Below are 17,449 nucleotides of genomic sequence, written 5' to 3' on the forward strand. Positions count from 1 at the left end.
GCGCCGCCCCGAGCACCGGATCGATCCGGTGTTCGATATTGGCGAGCGGCAACGCTCAGCTGGTTCCATTACCCAGGATAAAAAAATGAACTTCCTGACGCGATACCTTCCCTTCGTGGCCGCCATGGCGCTTGTCGTCGTGGCGTCGAACATCCTCGTGCAGTTTCCGATGCAGGGCGAGATCCATGGCCTGTCGCTGGCGGATCTGCTCACCTGGGGCGCCTTCACCTATCCTTTTTCCTTTCTCGTCACCGACCTTGCCAACCGCCGCTACGGCCCCGCCGTGGCGCGCAAGGTGGTGTTTGTCGGCTTCATGACCGCGGTGATCTGCTCGATCCTGGTCCCGCCCTTCCTGTTTCGCCATGGATTGATCGAGTTCGAGACCGCCGCCGACCGGCTGGTGCGCATCGCCGCCGCATCCGGCGCGGCCTTCCTGGCCGCGCAGCTGCTCGACGTCACCGTCTTCAACCGGCTGCGCCGGCAGAGCTGGTGGCGCGCGCCGATCGTCGGCACGCTGGTCGGCTCGGTGTTCGACACCGTCATTTTCTTCGGCGTCGCCTTTTCCGCCGCCTTTGCCTTTGCCGGTCCCAACGACAGCTTCGCGCTGGAGAACGCACCGCTGATAGGCGTGCTGCCGGTCGAGACCATGCGCTGGGTGTCCTGGGCGCTCGGCGACCTCTCAGTGAAGCTGATCATCGCCGCGGTGGCGCTGATCCCTTACCGGCTGCTCGCCGCCCGCTGGAGCCAGCCGGCAATAGCGGTTTAACTATGATCCCGCAAAGTGGAGCCCGGTTTGCGGAAAAGATCATGGTCAGACAAAGAGTTCGCTATTGATACCCTGGGTTCAGCTTGACTCGGCCCGCACGCCCGACGGCGGCCAGGAACTTCGCCTGAAGCAGCGCGGTGCCGAATTCTCGATCATGCTGGGCGCCAATGAGCTGATGAACAGCCGCCTCAGCGGCTCCGAAGAGGCTCTGGCCAGGCTTTCCTGCGAGCGGATCGCCGGCCGCGAGCGGCCAAGGATCCTCATTGGCGGGCTCGGCATGGGCTTCACCTTGCGCGCCGCTCTCGCCGCGCTCGATGCAGACGCCGCCGTCACCGTTGCAGAACTTGTCCCCGCGGTCGTTGCCTGGGCACGTGGCCCGATGTCCAGGATCTTCGAGGGCTGCCTCGACGATCCCCGCGTCACCATCCGCGAGGCTGACGTCGGCCAACTGATAAGAGCGCAGAACGCCACCTGGGACGCCATCCTGCTCGACGTCGACAATGGTCCCGAAGGCATCGTCTACAAGGGCAATGATACGCTCTATGACGCCGTCGGCCTGGCGGCTACGCATGCCGCATTGAAACCCGGCGGCGTTCTGGCGGTCTGGTCGCAGGGGCCGGACAGCGGTTTCACGCGGCGGCTGAAGCAGGCCGGCTTCGCGGTCGAAGAGATCAGCGCGCGGGCCCACGGCAAGCGCGGCGCCCGCCACGTGATCTGGGTTGCAACCAAAAGGCTGTAACCTGGATCGCAGTCAACCGCGCCGTCGCCTGACGATTCCGTCGACCGGAGACCGACGCTTTACGCTTTGTTACGGCCGATGATGCAGGATCGCGGAAATTCTCCAGGGCGTCGCGACCAGCATGACCGTGCAAGGCACCGGTTGGAAAAATGATCTCTTGCTTGCGTTGTGCGCCACGCTGGTGGTGCTGACGATCAACGCGGCTTCCGGCTTTCCCACTCTCACGGACTATGGCGCGGACAACGACAGCATGCTGCGGCTGGTCGAGGTTCGCGACCTGCTCGGCGGTCAAAGCTGGTTCGATCTCCATCAATACAGGATGGGCATCTCGGGCGGCTTCGTCATGCACTGGTCGCGCCTGGTGGACACGCCGCTCGCGCTGATCATCATGGCCTTCGATGCGCTGGGCGCCAGCAGCGCCGCCGCCGAACGAGCCGCGCAGATCATCTGGCCGACCTTGCTCTACGGGCTGACCATCTTCGTGCTCATGCGCGCCTCGCACCGCTTCGCCGGCGCGAATGTCGCGATGCCGTCGGTCATCCTGTCGACGGCGGCACTTTTCTTCCTGGTGATCTACAGCCCTGGCGTGATCGACCACCATAATGTCCAGCTGCTTTTGACGGCGGCCAGCCTCTGGCTTCTGATGGAATCGCCCTCCTGGCGGCCCGCTCCGCTTCTCTCGGGCATTTGCGCCGGCTTGACGCTCGCTGTCGGCATGGAGACCGCCCCCTATGTGGCGGTGCTCGGCATCTGTGCCGCGGTCCTGTTCATCCTTGATGACAAGGAACGCGTCACGGCACGGGGCTTCGGCCTCGGATTTGCAGGCGTCGCCTTCCTCGTCTTCGTCGCGACCATCCGGCCGGCCGACTGGGGCGTCGCCCAGTGCGACGCCTTCTCGTCCTTCCAGTTCGCGGTTGCCGGTCTGTCCGGCTTCGGCCTCGCGATCGCCGGCACATTGGCCGCATCGACGGCCCGGACGCGGCTCGGCTCGATGCTGACACTGGCGGTGGCGGTCGCGGTCGTTGTGATCGTGTTCTTCCCGCAATGCCTGGCATCGCCCTATGCGGGCATGGACGAGCGTATCCGCACCTATTGGCTGAACGATGTGGTCGAAGCGCAGCCCTTCTGGAGCGTCGCCGTGCGCCAGCCGAAGCTGATGGCGACGCGCTACGTGACGCCCTTCATTGCGATCCTGCTGATCGGCTTTCAACTGCGAAGCCGTCGCCTGGGTCGCGAGGAGATACTCGCCGCCATCCTGCTTGTCGTCGCCCTTGGCGTCAGCCTCTGGCAGGTGCGCGGCTCGACCTTCTCCGTCGCCCTCGCCGTGCTGCCGCTTTCGGCCTGGATCGCGAAAATCCGCCTGCGGGCGAGCACCGCGCCTTCATGGCGCCTGTCCATCGGCATTGTCATGGCGTGGCTGGTCTCGCTCAACGCGACCTGGGCCGGTGTGGCGGTGGCGGCGCAGTCCGTGGTCCAGAAGGCGCCGCAGCGGATCAATTCCGATCCCGATCATGCCGTCACCTGCGGCAAGCCGGCCGACTTTCGCGATCTTGCCGCCTTGCCGGCGACGACGGTGCTAGCCTCGTCCAATCTCGGCTCGGGGATACTGATGTTCACCGGCCACCGGGCGCTGGCCGGCCCCTATCACCGCAATGCCGGCGGCAACCTTGCCATGCTCGACGCTTTCATGGGAACGCCGGACGCCGCCCGCGCCGTCATCGGGCGCGAGCGTGTCGGACTGATCGCGATATGTCGCAGCAACACGGAAGAGATATCGCTGGGGCTGGACGCTCCCAACGGTCTTGCCGCCGAGCTGCTGCGAGGCGATGTGCCGGAATGGCTCGAACTGGATCGCTCGACCGCAGGAAAGTCGATCGAGATCTACAAGGTTCGTTGAATATCGGCCTGACGCCAAATCAGCATCGTCGACGGCGCCCCGTTCGCACCGTCGCTTAACGCCGATACATCTTCACTTTGTGATTTAGAAAACCGCGATTGAAATCAGTCCGGTGGATCGTTGCAATCCAGCCTGTACTTTGGTTAGCATTTCACCCGAGCAGCGATATATGTATCCAGGAATTTTGGATTCGGGGTTTTAGCTTGGGGGAAGGATATCCATGTCGGCCATAGACGGCGCGGTGGCGCCAGCGTCAGCCACACAAACACTGCAGCACGTCGTGTCCCACATGGTGGGAGCTGTCGACCGCGCCACCTTTGTGGAAACGCCTTTCTGGCACCTGGAAATGACGGATGTTTTCCCGGCGGACCTCTATCTGCGCATGCGCGTCGCCATGCCCGAAGCGCGCGAATATCGCGCTCTCAAGGGGCGCAACAACGTGAATATCAAGGCCGACGGCACCGCAACGCGGATCAAGATCGACCTCTACCCCGAATATATTCGCCATCTGCCGACAGAAAAGCGGGCCGTCTGGGCCCTGGTCGGAAAGGCGCTGCACGCGCCGGACCTGAAAGACGCATTCATGCGCCGCCTTGCCCCGGGCCTAGAACGCCGGTTCGGGTCGGACTTCATGAAGGTCGGCATGTATCCGGTGCCGATGCTGACGCGCGACGTGGCGGGCTACAAGATCGGTTTCCACACCGATACGAAATGGAAGGGTATCACGGTCCAGTTTTACCTGCCGGAGGACGACAGCATCAACCACATCGGCACCCGCTTCGCCGAGCGCATGCCGGACGGGCGTTTCGAGAATTCGCACCGGATGTCGTTTTCGCCGAACACAGGCTATGCCTTTGCAGTCGGCACCGACACCTGGCACGCGGTCGATACCGTCGGGCCGGAGGTCCGCACCCGCGACAGCATCCTCCACACCTATTTCGTGGACAACACCGCGACGCTCAAGATCCGCAACCGAAGCAAGCGCGCGGCCAATTTCGTGATGAACGAGGTCCGTCACGTCGGCCGCTAGTGCATGTTGCCCAGAAGTGTGCAGCGGTTCTGGGACAACGACATGCGTCAAAACAAAGACCTAAAGCGCGTCGCCTGAATCCGTTTCAGCGCGACGCGCTTTAGAGCAATTCCAGGAAAAGTGTGACACGGTTTTCCGTCCGGAATTGCGTTAAAGCAAAGCCTCTCGGCGGGCGGCGCACGTCGCCGGCAGCGCCGACGCGGTCAGTCCTGGTGCAGGATGAATTCCAGATAGAGGTTGCGCTGCAGGATCGAGTGGTTGTCGTCGGATATCAGCGACACCATCAGCGCGCCGTCGTCGCGGGTCCAGACATCGAGGCCTTCCATATTGTCGATCTGGTAGCCCATGTCGGCCTCCATTAGCACCGGCCCGTCGGCGACCGCGCCCTTCTCTATAATTTCGCCATAGATGCGCCGCAGCCGCATCTTCACGCCGCGCCCGATCGAGAAGCTGCGCTCCAGAAGCAGCAGATCGCCGCCCGGCAGGAAGGCGCCGTCGGTGATGTCGAAATCGCCGCCGCGCTTGACGGTGAACACGCCCTTATGCGGTCCCTCGATGATGGCGGCATAGACGTTGCCGGCCTTGTCGAGGCTCCTTTCCGAGACCACGACTAGGCCGCCCGCGTGCTGCCCGTAAGGGTTGGCGTGGGTGACCGTCTCGAAGCCGCGGTTCTGGCGCAACTCCTGGGCGGGAATCAGATAGTCGAGCTGCCTGACCGGTGCTTTCATGTTGTCGGGATCGATCTTGAACTGGGCGACGCGCTGGTCGCGCTCGAAGCCGACAGTGGCGACGCCGTCCTTGACCGCGAGCCCTTCCGCGTCGACCTCCCACTTCCGGTCGATCGGTCGGCCCGAAGCATCGACCATCTGCTGCATGCGGAAATTCTCGATGCCCGAGGGGCGCTTGTCGGCGTCATGCACGATCGTGCCGAAGAACCAGAAGCCGGTGTCGGCGACACCGATGAAGTCGCTGCCCGGCTTCAGGAAGCGAAATCCCGACAGCGCGCCGAAATCGCGCGCCGGCGAGGTCATTTCCAGCCCGCCGACGAACTCGAGCGGCCCGAACCGCGTGTCGTCGTGGCCGACATGGAACTGGCTGATCGGCCGCGCCGAAATCTCGACTGTCTCGACGGGGGCGCTCTGGCCGGCAATCGCCGGCGAGGCGCAGGCCAGCATGCAGGCGAAAAGCGTCCGCCGCGCACGCCGCCAGGAAAAGATCATCCGGCGCGCCGCAACCCGCCGCGCCGCGTGTCGCGCGCGCTCTCCTCACCGAACAGCGAGGCGAGCTGCTCGGTCATGGCGCCGGCCAGCTCCTCGGCATCGACGATGGTGACGGCGCGGCGATAATAGCGCGTGACGTCGTGGCCGATGCCGATGGCGAGCAACTCGACCGGCGAGCGCGTCTCGATCAGCTCGATGACGCCGCGCAGGTGCCGTTCCAGATAATTGCCCGGATTGACCGAGAGCGTGGAATCGTCGACCGGCGCGCCGTCCGAGATCATCATCAGGATCTTGCGCTGCTCGGGCCGGCCGATCAGGCGGTTATGCGCCCAAAGCAGCGCCTCGCCGTCGATGTTTTCCTTGAGCAGGCCCTCGCGCATCATCAGGCCGAGATTGCGCCGCGCCCGCCGCCACGGATGGTCGGCGGATTTATAGATGATGTGGCGCAGGTCGTTGAGCCGGCCCGGATTCGGCGGCTTGCCGTCCTTCAGCCACTTCTCGCGCGCCTGCCCGCCTTTCCACGCCCGCGTGGTGAAGCCGAGGATTTCCACCGAAACGCCGCAGCGCTCCAGCGTGCGCGCCAGAATGTCGGCGCAGGTCGCGGCGACCGTGATCGGCCGGCCGCGCATGGAGCCGGAATTGTCGAGCACCAGCGACACCACCGTGTCGCGGAATTTTGTGTCGCGCTCCTGCTTGAAAGACAGCGGCTGCATCGGATCGATGACGACGCGCACGAGGCGCGCCGGATCGAGATAGCCTTCCTCCAGGTCGAAATCCCAGGAGCGGTTCTGCTGCGCCATCAGCCGGCGCTGCAGCCGGTTGGCGAGCCGCCCGACGACGCCGGAAAGGTTGGCGAGCTGCTTGTCGAGGAAAGCGCGCAGCCGGTCGAGCTCCTCTTCCTCGCAAAGATCCTCGGCGCCCACCGTCTCGTCGAAGGCGGTGGTAAACACCTTGTAGTCGATCTCTTTCGGCAGGTTGAGGAACGGATTGTCGTTGCGCTTGGCCTCGCCAGGCGTCTCTGCATCGGCATCATCCTCGTCGGAGAGGTCGTCGGAGGTGGCGTCGGTCGCTTCGGTCTCGGCCGACTCTTCCTCGTCGGAGGAGGCCTCGGCATCTTCGGACTGCGACTGCTCGGAGCCGGAATCGTCCTCGCCCCCCTCCTCGCTCTGGTCCTCGCCCTGCTGTTCGTTCTCTTCGTTTTCCTCGGAGTCGTCGGTTTCCTGGTCGTCGCCGAGCTCCTCGGCCATTTCCATGGAAACGAGCATCTCGCGCACGACGCGGGCAAAGGCCTGCTGGTCCTCGAGCTTGGCCGACAGGCCGTCGAGGTCGCCGCTGGCCTTTTCCTCGACCCAGGGGCGCCAAAGATCGACCAGCCGCTCGCCGCTCTTCGGGATCGCGCGGCCGGTGAGTTTTTCACGCACCATCAGCGCGATCGCCTCCTCGAGCGGCGCATCCGCCTTGTCCTTGACGTCGAAGAGGTTCGCCTTGGTGTATTTGTCCTCAAGCATCGAGCCGATATTGTCGGCCACGCCCTGCATGGCGCGGCTGCCGATCGCCTCGACGCGGGCCTGCTCGACGGCATCATAGATCGCACGCGCCAGCTTGCCTTCCGGCGCCAGCTTGTTGTGGATGCGCTGATCGTGGCAGGCGCGCTTCAGCGCCATGGAATCGCCCAGGCCGCGCGTGATCGCGATGTCGTTGCGGGAGGCCTTCTTGGGCAGCTCGGGCAGGCGTGCCCGATTGCCGGCCAATGCCGGCCGGTCCTTGGCGAAGCCAACCTCGAGGTCCTTGTCGCCGGCGACGGCGCGCATGCAGACGGTGACGGCGCGCTTGAAGCTGTCGGCTTCAGACCCGTTCTTCGGCTTGTTGCGCGTGTTGTCGCCCGGACCCGCCATCGAGGCTCCGCTTAGCCCAGCACCACGTTTGCGGCGCTCTCGGGCAGTTCCTCGCCAAAGGCGCGCTGGTAGAACTCGGCCACCACCGAACGCTCCAGCTCGTCGCACTTGTTGAGGAAGGTCAGCCGGAACGCCATGCCGATATCGCCGAAGATTTCGGCGTTTTCGGCCCAGGTGATGACAGTACGCGGACTCATCACGGTCGACAGGTCGCCATTGATGAAGGCCGAGCGCGTCATATCGGCGACACGTACCATCTTGTTGACGATGTCCTTGCCCTTGGTGTCGCGGTAGTGCTTGGCCTTGGCCAGCACGATGTTCACCTCATTGTCGTGCGGCAGGTAGTTGAGCGTAGTGACGATCGACCAGCGGTCCATCTGTGCCTGGTTGATCTGCTGCGTGCCGTGATAGAGGCCGGTGGTGTCGCCCAGCCCGACCGTGTTGGCGGTGGCAAACAGCCGGAACGCCGGATGCGGGCGGATGACCCGGCTCTGATCGAGCAGCGTCAGCCGTCCCGACGATTCCAGCACGCGCTGGATGACGAACATCACGTCCGGGCGGCCGGCATCGTATTCGTCGAAGCATAGCGCCACATTGTGCTGATAGGCCCAGGGCAGGATGCCGTCTCGGAATTCGGTGATCTGCAGGCCTTCCTTGACGACGATGGCGTCCTTGCCGACCAAGTCGATACGGCTGACATGGCTGTCGAGGTTGACGCGCACGCAAGGCCAGTTGAGCCGCGCCGCCACCTGCTCGATATGCGTCGACTTGCCGGTGCCGTGATAGCCCGACACCATGACGCGGCGGTTATAGGCAAAACCGGCGAGGATCGCCAAAGTCGTTGCCTTGTCGAACAGATAGTCCGGGTCGATGTCCGGCACATGCTCGGTCGCTGCCGAATAGGCGGGAACCACCATCTTGGAGTCGAAGCCGAATTTCTCCTTCACCGACGCGGTCGTGTCGGGCAGGTTGGCGATGTCGCGATCGACCTTGTTCATCTCTATCAACGTCTCCACGGGCGAAACGCCGCGTTTCGCCAGCAATCGATTTTGTCCGGGGGCGGTCTTAGAGCCTTTTCCAACCTTATGAAAGTTGGAAAACGACACGAACCGTAGGGCCGCTCAGCACAATCCTGCTTGCTTGAGCACGCGATAGGCCTGCAGCACATCGCGGAACCGGTCTTCCGAACCTCTGTCGCCGCCATTCGCATCCGGATGGTGGCGCTTAACGAGTTCCTTATAGCGCGCCTTGATGTCCTGACCAGTCGCCTTTGTATTAAGGCCAAGCGTTTCCAGCGCCTTGGCCTCAAGCGGCTTTGCCTTGCGCTCGCGCGGTTCCCGCGGATCCTTTGGCCCTTTGAACAGGTCGAAAGGGTCGCGCATGCGGTTGTAATAGCCGGCGCGGCCGGAGCGCATCTGCGCCATATCGGGCGAGGAGCGTGTCGAGGCGCCGGCGAGGCCCATCTTCCATGTCGGCCGGTGGCCGGTCATCGCTTCCTTCTGGAAGCGGGCGATCTCGGTATCAGGGACGCCGGAGAAGTAGTTGAAACCCTTGTTGTATTCGCGCACATGGTCGAAGCAGAACTGAAAATACTCGCCTTCCTTCATGCGACCGACCGGCGCGCGATGGGTGCCGGCCTCCTTGCAGCCGTCCCACTGGCAGATTGGCGAGCGCGACTTCAGCTCCGCGTCCTTTTCGGGACGGATCCGAATCTTCTCGAAATATTTGGGATACGCTTTCATCTCACCCATTTATGGGCTGTTCGCACGTGCGAAACAAGAATTGACATTTCGCCGATGATCGCCCTAACCGCTGAATCGCGGCTTAAAAGCGGTCGAAAACATAGATTTTGCGGCTGCGCCACAGATAATTTGCGGCCATGCCGTCAACTTGCGGCTATTGCCGTCAAGTGGGGAAGGAAAACCAGGATGTCCATACAGTCGACGATGGAAAACAAACTGAAAGCGGCATTTTCGCCCGAAAGGCTGGCCGTCATCAACGAAAGCCACCTTCACGCCGGCCATCACCACGTCGAGTCCGGCCACCATGCGACGTTCGACGGCGCCGGCGAGACGCATTTCCGCGTCCGTGTTGTCTCAGCCGCCTTTGCCGGCATGGGCCGCGTCGAGCGCCACCGCGCCGTCAACGATCTGCTCGCGGACGAACTGAAAGCCGGCGTGCACGCGCTGGCCATCGAACCGGCCGCTCCCGGCGAAAAGACCCGCTGGTAAGTCTCTACCGGCTCAGATCACCGCTTCGATGAGAAACGGTCCCGGGCGCGACAAGGCGCTGTCGAGCAACGCATCGAACCTCTCGCACGTATCGGCGCGGGCCGCCTCGACGCCCATGCCGTTGGCCAGCGCAACCCAGTCCAGCGCGGGATGGTCGAGGTCGAGCATGCGCCTGGCGTTCTCGCCGAACGCATTCACACCGACATTGCGCATTTCGCCATGCAGGATGGCGTAGGTCCGGTTGGAGAAAATGATGGTGACCACGTCGAGCTTTTCCCTGGCCTGCGTCCACAGTCCTTGCACCGTGTACATGCCGCTGCCGTCGGCTTCGAGATTGATCACCTTGCGATCCGGGCAGGCGATAGCCGCCCCGGTCGCCATCGGAATGCCGCCGCCGATCGATCCGCCCGTGCCCATCGTGTAATCGTGCGGCGCCGCATATGCCGACAGCGCAAAGAACCGCCTTGCCGAGGTGACCGCCTCGTCGCAGACGATTGCATTGGCCGGAAGTCTGCGCGCCACGGAAAGCGCGATCGCATCGTCCGTCAGCGTGCCGCTTGGCGCTGGTTCATCTGGGAAGGCTGTTGCGACGGTGAATTGCTGCGCCGGCTTGATGCCGAGTTCGTCGGCCAACGCCTCCAGCGCCGCCTTCAAATCCTCGCCATGCGTCGCCAGCGCAAGCACCTCGCAATCGTCCCGAACCAGCCGCCCTGGCTTGCCGGGATAGGCGAAGAAGGCCACCGGCTCCTTGGCGCCAACCAGCACCAACACGTCGATATCCCGGAGCGTAGCTGTCGCCGCATCGACCGGATAGGGAATGCGCGTCGGCGCGAACCGTCCGCGGCCGCGCTGTATGCGGGCGATCAAAACCTCGCTGAACAGGCGAACATCGCCGGCCGCCGAGATTCGACCTGCGATTTCAAGTGCATCGGATCGCGCCGCCTGCCCGCGAACGACCATGCCAACGCGGCCCGGCGCGGCGCGGATGGCCTCGGCGACCTTGCGCATGGCATCCATATCGACGGCGGGCGGCGGCGCCAGCTTCACCTTGTCAGGCGAAGTCGCAGCAACTTCGCCCCAGGCGGCATCCGCCGGCAGGATCAAGGTCGCGACACCCGGCGGCGTTAGTGAGGCGCGGAGTGCCGCTTCCGCAGCCGGTGCGATGTCGCCCGACCCCTTGACGCGGCCGACCCAGTTCGACATCGGCGCCGCCAGGCTCTCTATGTCGCTGGTCAGCGGCGCGTCGAGCGGCAGATGGTAGGACGCGTGGTCGCCGACAATGTTGATCATCGGGCTGCGTGCACGCCTGGCATTGTGCATGTTGGCGAGGCCATTGGCGAGACCCGCTCCGGTATGCAGCAGCGTCGCTGCCGGGCGGTCGGTCATGCGCGCATAACCGTCGGCGGCACCCGTCACCACGCCTTCGAACAGGCCGAGCACGCACCGCATCTGAGGTTTGCGGTCAAGCGCGGCAACGAAATGCATCTCTGACGTGCCGGGATTGGCGAAGCAGACGGTGACGTCATTGGCCAGGAGCACGTCGCACAACAGGTCAGCGCCATTCATGCAGTTTCCCTCCCGTCGACAGTCGACGAGTGCAATAGCACCTGCAAATGCCGGCACCGCAATATCCCGCCGGCGCTTTTGGCCTGATCCAGGACGCCTTCGCAGATTAACGATCAGCTGACCGCAGATTTGAGGAACGCCAGAGCGGCGGTGGTCAACGCATCGCCGTCCTCGCCGAAATCGCGATTGATCGACAGGTGCGTATAGGCGCTGCCGTCGAACAGCGTGACCTTGGTGCCGGTGGCGCGCAGGCGCTCCGCGAAGGCTTTCGACTCCTCGCCACGACCTGGAGCGCGCGAATAGGCGATGAAGGTGGGCGGATGCTTCCTGCCATCGACATAGCTCGCCGGCGACAGCGCCGCCCATTGCGCCGGATCGGAGAAGGCACGCGCATAAGCCCGAACCATGCCGCCATCCCTGGCAAGCGCGGCAAGGTCATAGGCCCTGGTGTCGTCCAGGATCAGCCCGGCGACGCCAGACAGCTCTCCCCGCATGCCGGTGAGCGCAATCAGATGGCAGCCAGCCGAATGGCCCATGCCCACAATGCGGTTCGGATCGCCGCCATGCCGGGCGATATTGGCGCGCACATAGGCGTAAGCCTTTTCGACATCGCCGGCCTGGGTGGCCACATCCGCTTCCGGCAGCATGCGGTAATCGATCGAGGCAAACATAAAGCCATTGGCGAGCAGGAAGCCCGGCTTGGAGCCGACCTGGCTGCGTTTGCCGAACCGCCATGCGCCGCCATGGACGAAAAACACCACCGGCAGGTTGTTCGCGCCATCGGCTGCATAGATATCAAGCTTGGCCGGACCGTAATCGAGGGTTTGCGGTATTGGCTGCCCCGAACGCCCGACGGCTGACGCACCTGCCGGCAACAGCGCCGCAAGGGATGCCGCGATGAAGCTGCGTCGATCGATCATGCTCACCTCCGGCCCGGGTGCGGCGGCAGCGGGCGGACGCTCGCCATGCACTTCAGTTAAGGGTCGATGCTTCAGTAAGGGTCAATATTGGCAACTTATCGGTGCGAAACCGATTCCCGCCCTTGAAGCTTCGCCGGCAATCCCCCACGTTCTTTTCAGGCGAGCATTTTTCGGCCATGTCGGGTGTGCCCCAAGGTCGATGCTGGAAAGCATCGCGTTCTCCTTCATATGAAGGGAACCACAATGCATTCCGGCAGTTGAATGAGCGATGAGCCGATTGGCAGCCTATCGGCTCCGAGGCAGAGCATCATGCGAGAGAATCAATCAGACGTCTTCGATCTGTTTTCGGAGATTTATTCCGACGCGGCCCAGGAAGAGATCAGCCTCCAGCAATATCTGCTAGCCTGCCGCGAGGACAAATCCATGTATGCCTCGGCCCCCGAACGCATGGTCGAGGCAATCGGCGAGCCGAACCTGGTCGATACCAGCAAGGACGAGCGGCTCGGCCGCATTTTCTCCAACCGCACCGTCAAAGTGTATTCCTCCTTTTCCGACTTCTACGGAATGGAAGACACGATCGAGCGCATCGCCGGATATTTCCGCTATGCCTCGCAAGGCCTCGAGGAGCGCAAGCAGATCCTTTATCTCCTGGGCCCTGTCGGCGGCGGCAAATCGTCGCTGGCCGAACGGCTGAAGAAGCTGATGGAGCAGCGCCCGATCTACACGCTTAAGGTCGGCAACCAGATCAGCCCGGTCTTCGAATCGCCGCTCGGCCTTTTCCATCCCGACCGCATGGGCGATCTGCTGGAAGACAAATACGGCATAGCCCGCCGCCGCCTGAACGGACTGATCTCGCCCTGGGCGGCCAAGCGCCTGGACGAACTGTCCGGCGACATCTCCAAATTCAGCGTCGTCAAGCTGTTGCCGTCACGGCTGCGCCAGATCTCCATCGCCAAGACCGAACCCGGCGACGAGAACAATCAGGACGTCTCGGCCCTGGTGGGCAAGGTCGACATCAGGCAGTTGGAGAACTTCAGCCAGTCCGACCCGGATGCCTATTCCTACAGCGGCGGCCTGAACCGGACGACGCAAGGGTTGCTCGAATTCGTCGAGATGTTCAAGGCGCCCATCAAGGTCCTGCACCCATTGCTGACAGCAACCCAGGAAGGCAGCTACAACGGCACCGAGAATTTCGGTGCCTTCCCCTACCAGGGCATCGTCGTTGCCCATTCCAACGAATCGGAATGGCAGCAATTCAAGAACAACAAGAACAACGAGGCCTTCCTCGACCGCATTCTCGTGGTCAAGGTCCCCTATTGCCTCCGCATCACCGAAGAGAGGCACATCTACGAGAAGCTGCTGCGCGAAAGCGAGCTGGCGAGCAGCCCCTGCGCGCCCGAGGTGCTGGACATTCTCAGCCGCTTCACCGTCTCGACCCGACTTGCCGAGCACGACAATTCGCCGCTCTACACCAAGATGCGCGCCTATGACGGCGAAAACCTCAAGGAGATCGACCCGAAGGCGAAGTCGGTCCAGGAATATCGCGACGCCGCCGGCGTCGACGAAGGCATGACCGGGGTCAGCACGCGCTTCGCCTTCAAGATCCTGTCGCAGACGTTCAACTACGACACCAAGGAGGTCGCCGCCGATCCCGTGCACCTGATGTACATTCTCGAGGAGGCGATCAAGCGCGAGCAATTCCCGAAGGAGACGGAAGCCGCATATCTCGATTTCATCAAGTCGGAGCTTGCAACGCGCTATGCCGAGTTCATCGGTCACGAGATCCAGAAGGCCTATCTGGAATCCTACAGCGAATACGGTCAGAACCTTTTCGACCGCTACATCGCCTACGCCGATGCCTGGATCGAGGATCAGGACTACAAGGATCCCGACACCGGGCAGATCCTCAATCGCGAGGTCCTGGACAAGGAATTGTCGCAGGTCGAGAAACCCGCCGGCATCGCCAACCCCAAGGACTTCCGCAACGAAGTGGTCAAATTCACCTTGCGCGCCCGAGCGCGCAACCATGGCCGCAACCCGTCCTGGACGAGCTATGAAAAGCTTCGCGAGGTCATCGAGAAGCGCATGTTCGGCCAGGTCGAGGACCTTCTGCCGGTGATCAGCTTCGGCTCCAAGCAGGACAGCGTCACGGAAAAGCGGCACAACGAATTCGTGCAGCGGATGGTGGAGCGCGGCTATACCCAGCGGCAGGTACGCAGGCTGGTCGACTGGTACATGCGCGTGAACAAGGCGGGTTGAGGGACGCCCGAACGGTGCCATGCCGATTTTCATCGACCGCCGCCTGAATCCGAAGGACAAGAGCCTGGGCAACCGCCAGCGCTTCCTCAGGCGCGCCCGCGAAGATCTCAAGCGCAGCATCCGCGAGCATGTCCGGACAGGCCGCATCGCCGAGGTCGATCGCGAACATGCCGTGCCGATGCCTCGCAAAGGCACCAGCGAGCCGACCTTTGGCGACGACAGGGAAAGCGGCCAGCGCCAGCACATCCTGCCCGGCAACAGGACGTTCAGCTCTGGCGATCTTATCCCCAAGCCGAGCGGCGGCGGAGGCTACGGATCGGCCCCGGGGACCACCGAATCCGAGGACGACTTTCGCTTCGTGCTGTCGCGCGAGGAAGTGCTCGACCTTTTCTTCGAGGATCTCGAACTTCCCGATCTGGTCAAGCTCAATCTCAAGCAGATTCTGAGCTTCAAGCCAAGACGGGCAGGTTTCACGGCAAGCGGGGCGCCGACCAACATCAATGTCGGACGCACGATGCGAAACAGCCACGGTCGGCGCATCGCGCTCAGGCGTCCCAAGCAGGCGGAGCTCGACGCCATCGCCCGGCAGATTGCCGAGTTGGAAGGCAAGCCGGCAAGCGCGGCGGTGCGCGAGCGCATCGCACGCCTGCGCGAGGCGCTTGACCTGCTCGAGCGCCGGCGCAAGCGAATTGCCTATGTCGATCCGGTCGACATCCGTTTCAATCGCTTCGATCCCCAGCCTGTGCCCAATGCGAACGCGGTCATGTTCTGCCTGATGGACGTCTCGGGATCGATGGGAGAGCGCGAGAAGGATCTGGCCAAACGCTTCTTCGTGCTGCTGCACCTCTTCCTGACACGGCGCTATGAACGCACCGACATCGTCTTCATTCGCCACACCCACGAGGCCAAGGAGGTGGACGAACATACCTTTTTCTACCACACCGAAAGCGGCGGCACCGTTGTCTCCACGGCGCTCGAGGAAATGCACCGGATCATCGAGCAGCGCTATCCGGTCGCCGAATGGAACATCTATGCCGCCCAGGCCTCCGACGGCGACAACTTCGCCACCGACTCCGAGCGCTGCATAGAACTGCTCGACCGCAAGCTGATGCGGCTTTGCCAATATTTCGCCTATGTGGAGATCATCGACGAGCGGGAAAGCCACATTTTCGGCTCGACCGAGAACGGGACGTCGCTCTGGCGCGCCTACAACGCCGTCGACGGGAAATGGCCGAACTTCCAGATGAGGCGCATTGCCGGCCCTGCCGATATATATCCGGTTTTTCGCCAGCTCTTCGCCAGGCAGCCTGATCTGCGCAAGACCGCGTGAGGGACTTCGGCAATGGTCAGTCAGGCGCGCAAATCCGAACTGCTGTTTTCCGGGTCGGACTGGAATTTTGCGAAACTGTCGCGAGTCTACGACGAGATCGAGGCGCTCGGCCTCGAAGAACTTGGCCTCGACATCTATCCGGTGCAGATGGAGGTCATCTCTTCCGAGCAGATGCTCGACGCCTATTCATCGGTCGGGATGCCGCTGATGTATCGGCATTGGTCGTTCGGCAAGCGTTTCCTCTACGACGAGCTTCTCTACCGCAAGGGCGCTCGCGGCCTGGCCTACGAACTGGTCATCAATTCCAACCCCTGCATCGTCTACCTGATGGAAGAGAACACCATGGCCCTGCAGGCCCTGGTCACCGCCCATGCAGCGCTTGGCCACAACCATTTCTTCAAGAACAATCATCTCTTCCGGCAATGGACGGATGCCGGCGGCATCCTGAGCTATCTCGATTTTGCCAAGAGCTATGTCGCCCGATGCGAGGAACGGCATGGCCTGGCCGCAGTGGAGGCGATCCTGGATTCCGCCCACGCGCTGATGGAGCAAGGCGTGTTCCGTTACCGTCGGCCGCCGAAGCTGTCATCGGAACAGCAGCGCGAAGGGCTGCGCGAGCGCCTCGAATACGAGGAGCGTTCCTTCAACGATCTTTGGCGAACGCTGCCGCCCGCGCCGGGAAAGAGCAAGCCGGAAGCCAGCGACGAAATCTTTGCCGAGCGGAAGAAATCGCTCAACCTGCCGGAGGAAAACCTGCTCTATTTCCTCGAGAAGAACAGCCTCGTCCTTGAGCCGTGGCAGCGCGAGATCATCCGGATCGTACGCGTCATCGCGCAATATTTTTACCCGCAGCGGCAAACCCAGGTGATGAACGAAGGCTGCGCCACTTTCGTGCATTACACGCTCATGAACACGCTTTTCGACCGTGGCCGCATCAACGAAGGCGCCATGCTCGAGATCTTGCGCAACCATTCGAACGTCATCTTCCAGCCGGCCTATGACGACCCGCGCTTTTCCGGCATCAATCCCTATGCGCTGGGTCTGGACATGATGCAGGATATCCAGCGCATCTCCACCGCGCCGACCGCGGAGGACCGCGACTGGTTTCCGGACATCGCCGGCCGTGGCGATTGGCGCGATACCCTGCTCGATGCCTGGGCCAGCCACCGCGACGAATCCTTTATCCGACAGTATCTGAGCCCGACATTGATCCGGAAGTGGCGGCTCTTCGTGCTGGCCGATGGTGCGGACGAACCGCACTACGAAGTCGCCTCGATCCACAATGAGCGGGGCTATGCCAAGATACGCTCAGCGCTCGCTCAGAGCTACGACGTGGGGGCGAGCCGGCCCGACATCCAGGTAGTTGACGTCGATCTCCTCGGCGACCGGCATCTGCGACTTCAGCACACGGTGAAGAATGGCATCATGCTCGAAGGCGAAAGCCGCGACGCGACCCTGCGCCATATCCGAAACCTTTGGGGCTACGAGGTCAGCCTGGCGGCGCTGGACGCTGAAACCGGAGCGATGCTGAGCGAACGCTCGACGAAGGAAATTTGAGATCGGAAGCCGCCACTCGCAGACCGGCCGTTTCTGTTG

14 protein-coding genes are annotated in these 17,449 nt (G+C 62.9%); 8 read left to right on the forward strand and 6 right to left on the reverse strand.

Annotation, left to right across the window (positions count from 1 at the left end; all coding sequences use genetic code 11):
* The first annotated feature begins 85 nt into the window (after positions 1 to 85).
* The 4 genes from YU3_RS0117700 (at position 86) to YU3_RS0117715 (ending at position 4,432) form a co-directional block, all read left to right on the forward strand.
* The gene (locus YU3_RS0117700; protein WP_027167506.1) at positions 86 to 766 is read left to right on the forward strand and encodes a queuosine precursor transporter; all 681 of its coding nucleotides are present in this window, start codon (positions 86 to 88) and stop codon (positions 764 to 766) included.
* A 64-nt stretch (positions 767 to 830) separates the two neighbouring features.
* Positions 831 to 1,505 (forward strand): hypothetical protein, encoded by a 675-nt coding sequence (locus YU3_RS0117705; RefSeq protein ID WP_027167507.1) that lies wholly within the window; start codon positions 831 to 833, stop codon positions 1,503 to 1,505.
* Between the two features lie 121 nt (positions 1,506 to 1,626).
* Positions 1,627 to 3,402 carry a hypothetical protein gene (locus YU3_RS0117710; RefSeq protein ID WP_027167508.1) on the forward strand — a complete coding sequence of 592 codons (1,776 nt, stop codon included), beginning with the start codon at positions 1,627 to 1,629 and terminating at the stop codon, positions 3,400 to 3,402.
* A gap of 220 nt (positions 3,403 to 3,622) precedes the next feature.
* Entirely contained in the window at positions 3,623 to 4,432 is an 810-nt protein-coding gene (locus tag YU3_RS0117715; protein WP_036258771.1) for a hypothetical protein, read from the forward strand.
* A gap of 203 nt (positions 4,433 to 4,635) precedes the next feature.
* On the opposite strand, the gene YU3_RS0117720 is transcribed toward YU3_RS0117715, so the two are convergent.
* The 4 genes from YU3_RS0117720 to YU3_RS0117735 all read right to left on the reverse strand — a co-directional run bounded on the left by YU3_RS0117720 (position 4,636) and on the right by YU3_RS0117735 (position 9,298).
* On the reverse strand, positions 4,636 to 5,652 hold the full coding sequence (locus tag YU3_RS0117720) for an esterase-like activity of phytase family protein (protein ID WP_027167510.1): 1,017 nt from the start codon (positions 5,650 to 5,652) through the stop codon (positions 4,636 to 4,638).
* Entirely contained in the window at positions 5,649 to 7,547 is a 1,899-nt protein-coding gene (cobT, locus tag YU3_RS0117725) for a cobaltochelatase subunit CobT (RefSeq protein WP_027167511.1), read from the reverse strand. The genes YU3_RS0117720 and cobT overlap by 4 nt, the downstream gene beginning before the upstream one ends.
* A gap of 11 nt (positions 7,548 to 7,558) precedes the next feature.
* Entirely contained in the window at positions 7,559 to 8,545 is a 987-nt protein-coding gene (gene cobS, locus YU3_RS0117730) for a cobaltochelatase subunit CobS (RefSeq protein WP_027167512.1), read from the reverse strand.
* Positions 8,546 to 8,668: 123 nt separating this feature from the next.
* Positions 8,669 to 9,298, reverse strand: coding sequence for a J domain-containing protein (locus YU3_RS0117735; RefSeq protein WP_036258774.1), 630 nt, complete (start codon positions 9,296 to 9,298; stop codon positions 8,669 to 8,671).
* Between the two features lie 177 nt (positions 9,299 to 9,475).
* Here YU3_RS0117735 and YU3_RS0117740 point away from each other — a divergent pair, with 177 nt between their 5' ends.
* Positions 9,476 to 9,778, forward strand: a complete 303-nt coding sequence (locus tag YU3_RS0117740) for a BolA family protein (RefSeq protein WP_027167514.1) — start codon at positions 9,476 to 9,478, stop codon at positions 9,776 to 9,778.
* 12 nt (positions 9,779 to 9,790) lie between these two features.
* Here the strand turns inward: YU3_RS0117740 and YU3_RS0117745 are convergent, their stop codons facing one another.
* Together YU3_RS0117745 and YU3_RS0117750 are read right to left on the reverse strand one after the other, a co-directional pair.
* Entirely contained in the window at positions 9,791 to 11,344 is a 1,554-nt protein-coding gene (locus YU3_RS0117745) for an acetolactate synthase large subunit (RefSeq protein ID WP_027167515.1), read from the reverse strand.
* A gap of 113 nt (positions 11,345 to 11,457) precedes the next feature.
* Positions 11,458 to 12,264, reverse strand: a complete 807-nt coding sequence (locus YU3_RS0117750; protein ID WP_027167516.1) for an alpha/beta hydrolase — start codon at positions 12,262 to 12,264, stop codon at positions 11,458 to 11,460.
* A 309-nt stretch (positions 12,265 to 12,573) separates the two neighbouring features.
* On the opposite strand from YU3_RS0117750, the gene YU3_RS0117755 reads away from it, so the two are divergent.
* Genes YU3_RS0117755 through YU3_RS0117765 form a run of 3 tightly spaced genes read left to right on the forward strand, consistent with a single transcriptional unit; the run spans position 12,574 to position 17,410 of the window.
* Positions 12,574 to 14,523 carry a PrkA family serine protein kinase gene (locus tag YU3_RS0117755; protein ID WP_027167517.1) on the forward strand — a complete coding sequence of 650 codons (1,950 nt, stop codon included), beginning with the start codon at positions 12,574 to 12,576 and terminating at the stop codon, positions 14,521 to 14,523.
* Positions 14,524 to 14,542: 19 nt separating this feature from the next.
* A complete protein-coding gene (locus tag YU3_RS0117760) occupies positions 14,543 to 15,853 on the forward strand; it encodes a YeaH/YhbH family protein (protein ID WP_027167518.1) in 1,311 nt (436 codons plus the stop codon).
* 12 nt (positions 15,854 to 15,865) lie between these two features.
* Positions 15,866 to 17,410, forward strand: coding sequence for a SpoVR family protein (locus YU3_RS0117765; protein WP_027167519.1), 1,545 nt, complete (start codon positions 15,866 to 15,868; stop codon positions 17,408 to 17,410).
* The last annotated feature ends 39 nt before the right edge of the window (positions 17,411 to 17,449 follow it).

The sequence above is a fragment of the Mesorhizobium sp. WSM3224 genome (assembly GCF_000427725.1).
GTDB lineage: Bacteria > Pseudomonadota > Alphaproteobacteria > Rhizobiales > Rhizobiaceae > Mesorhizobium.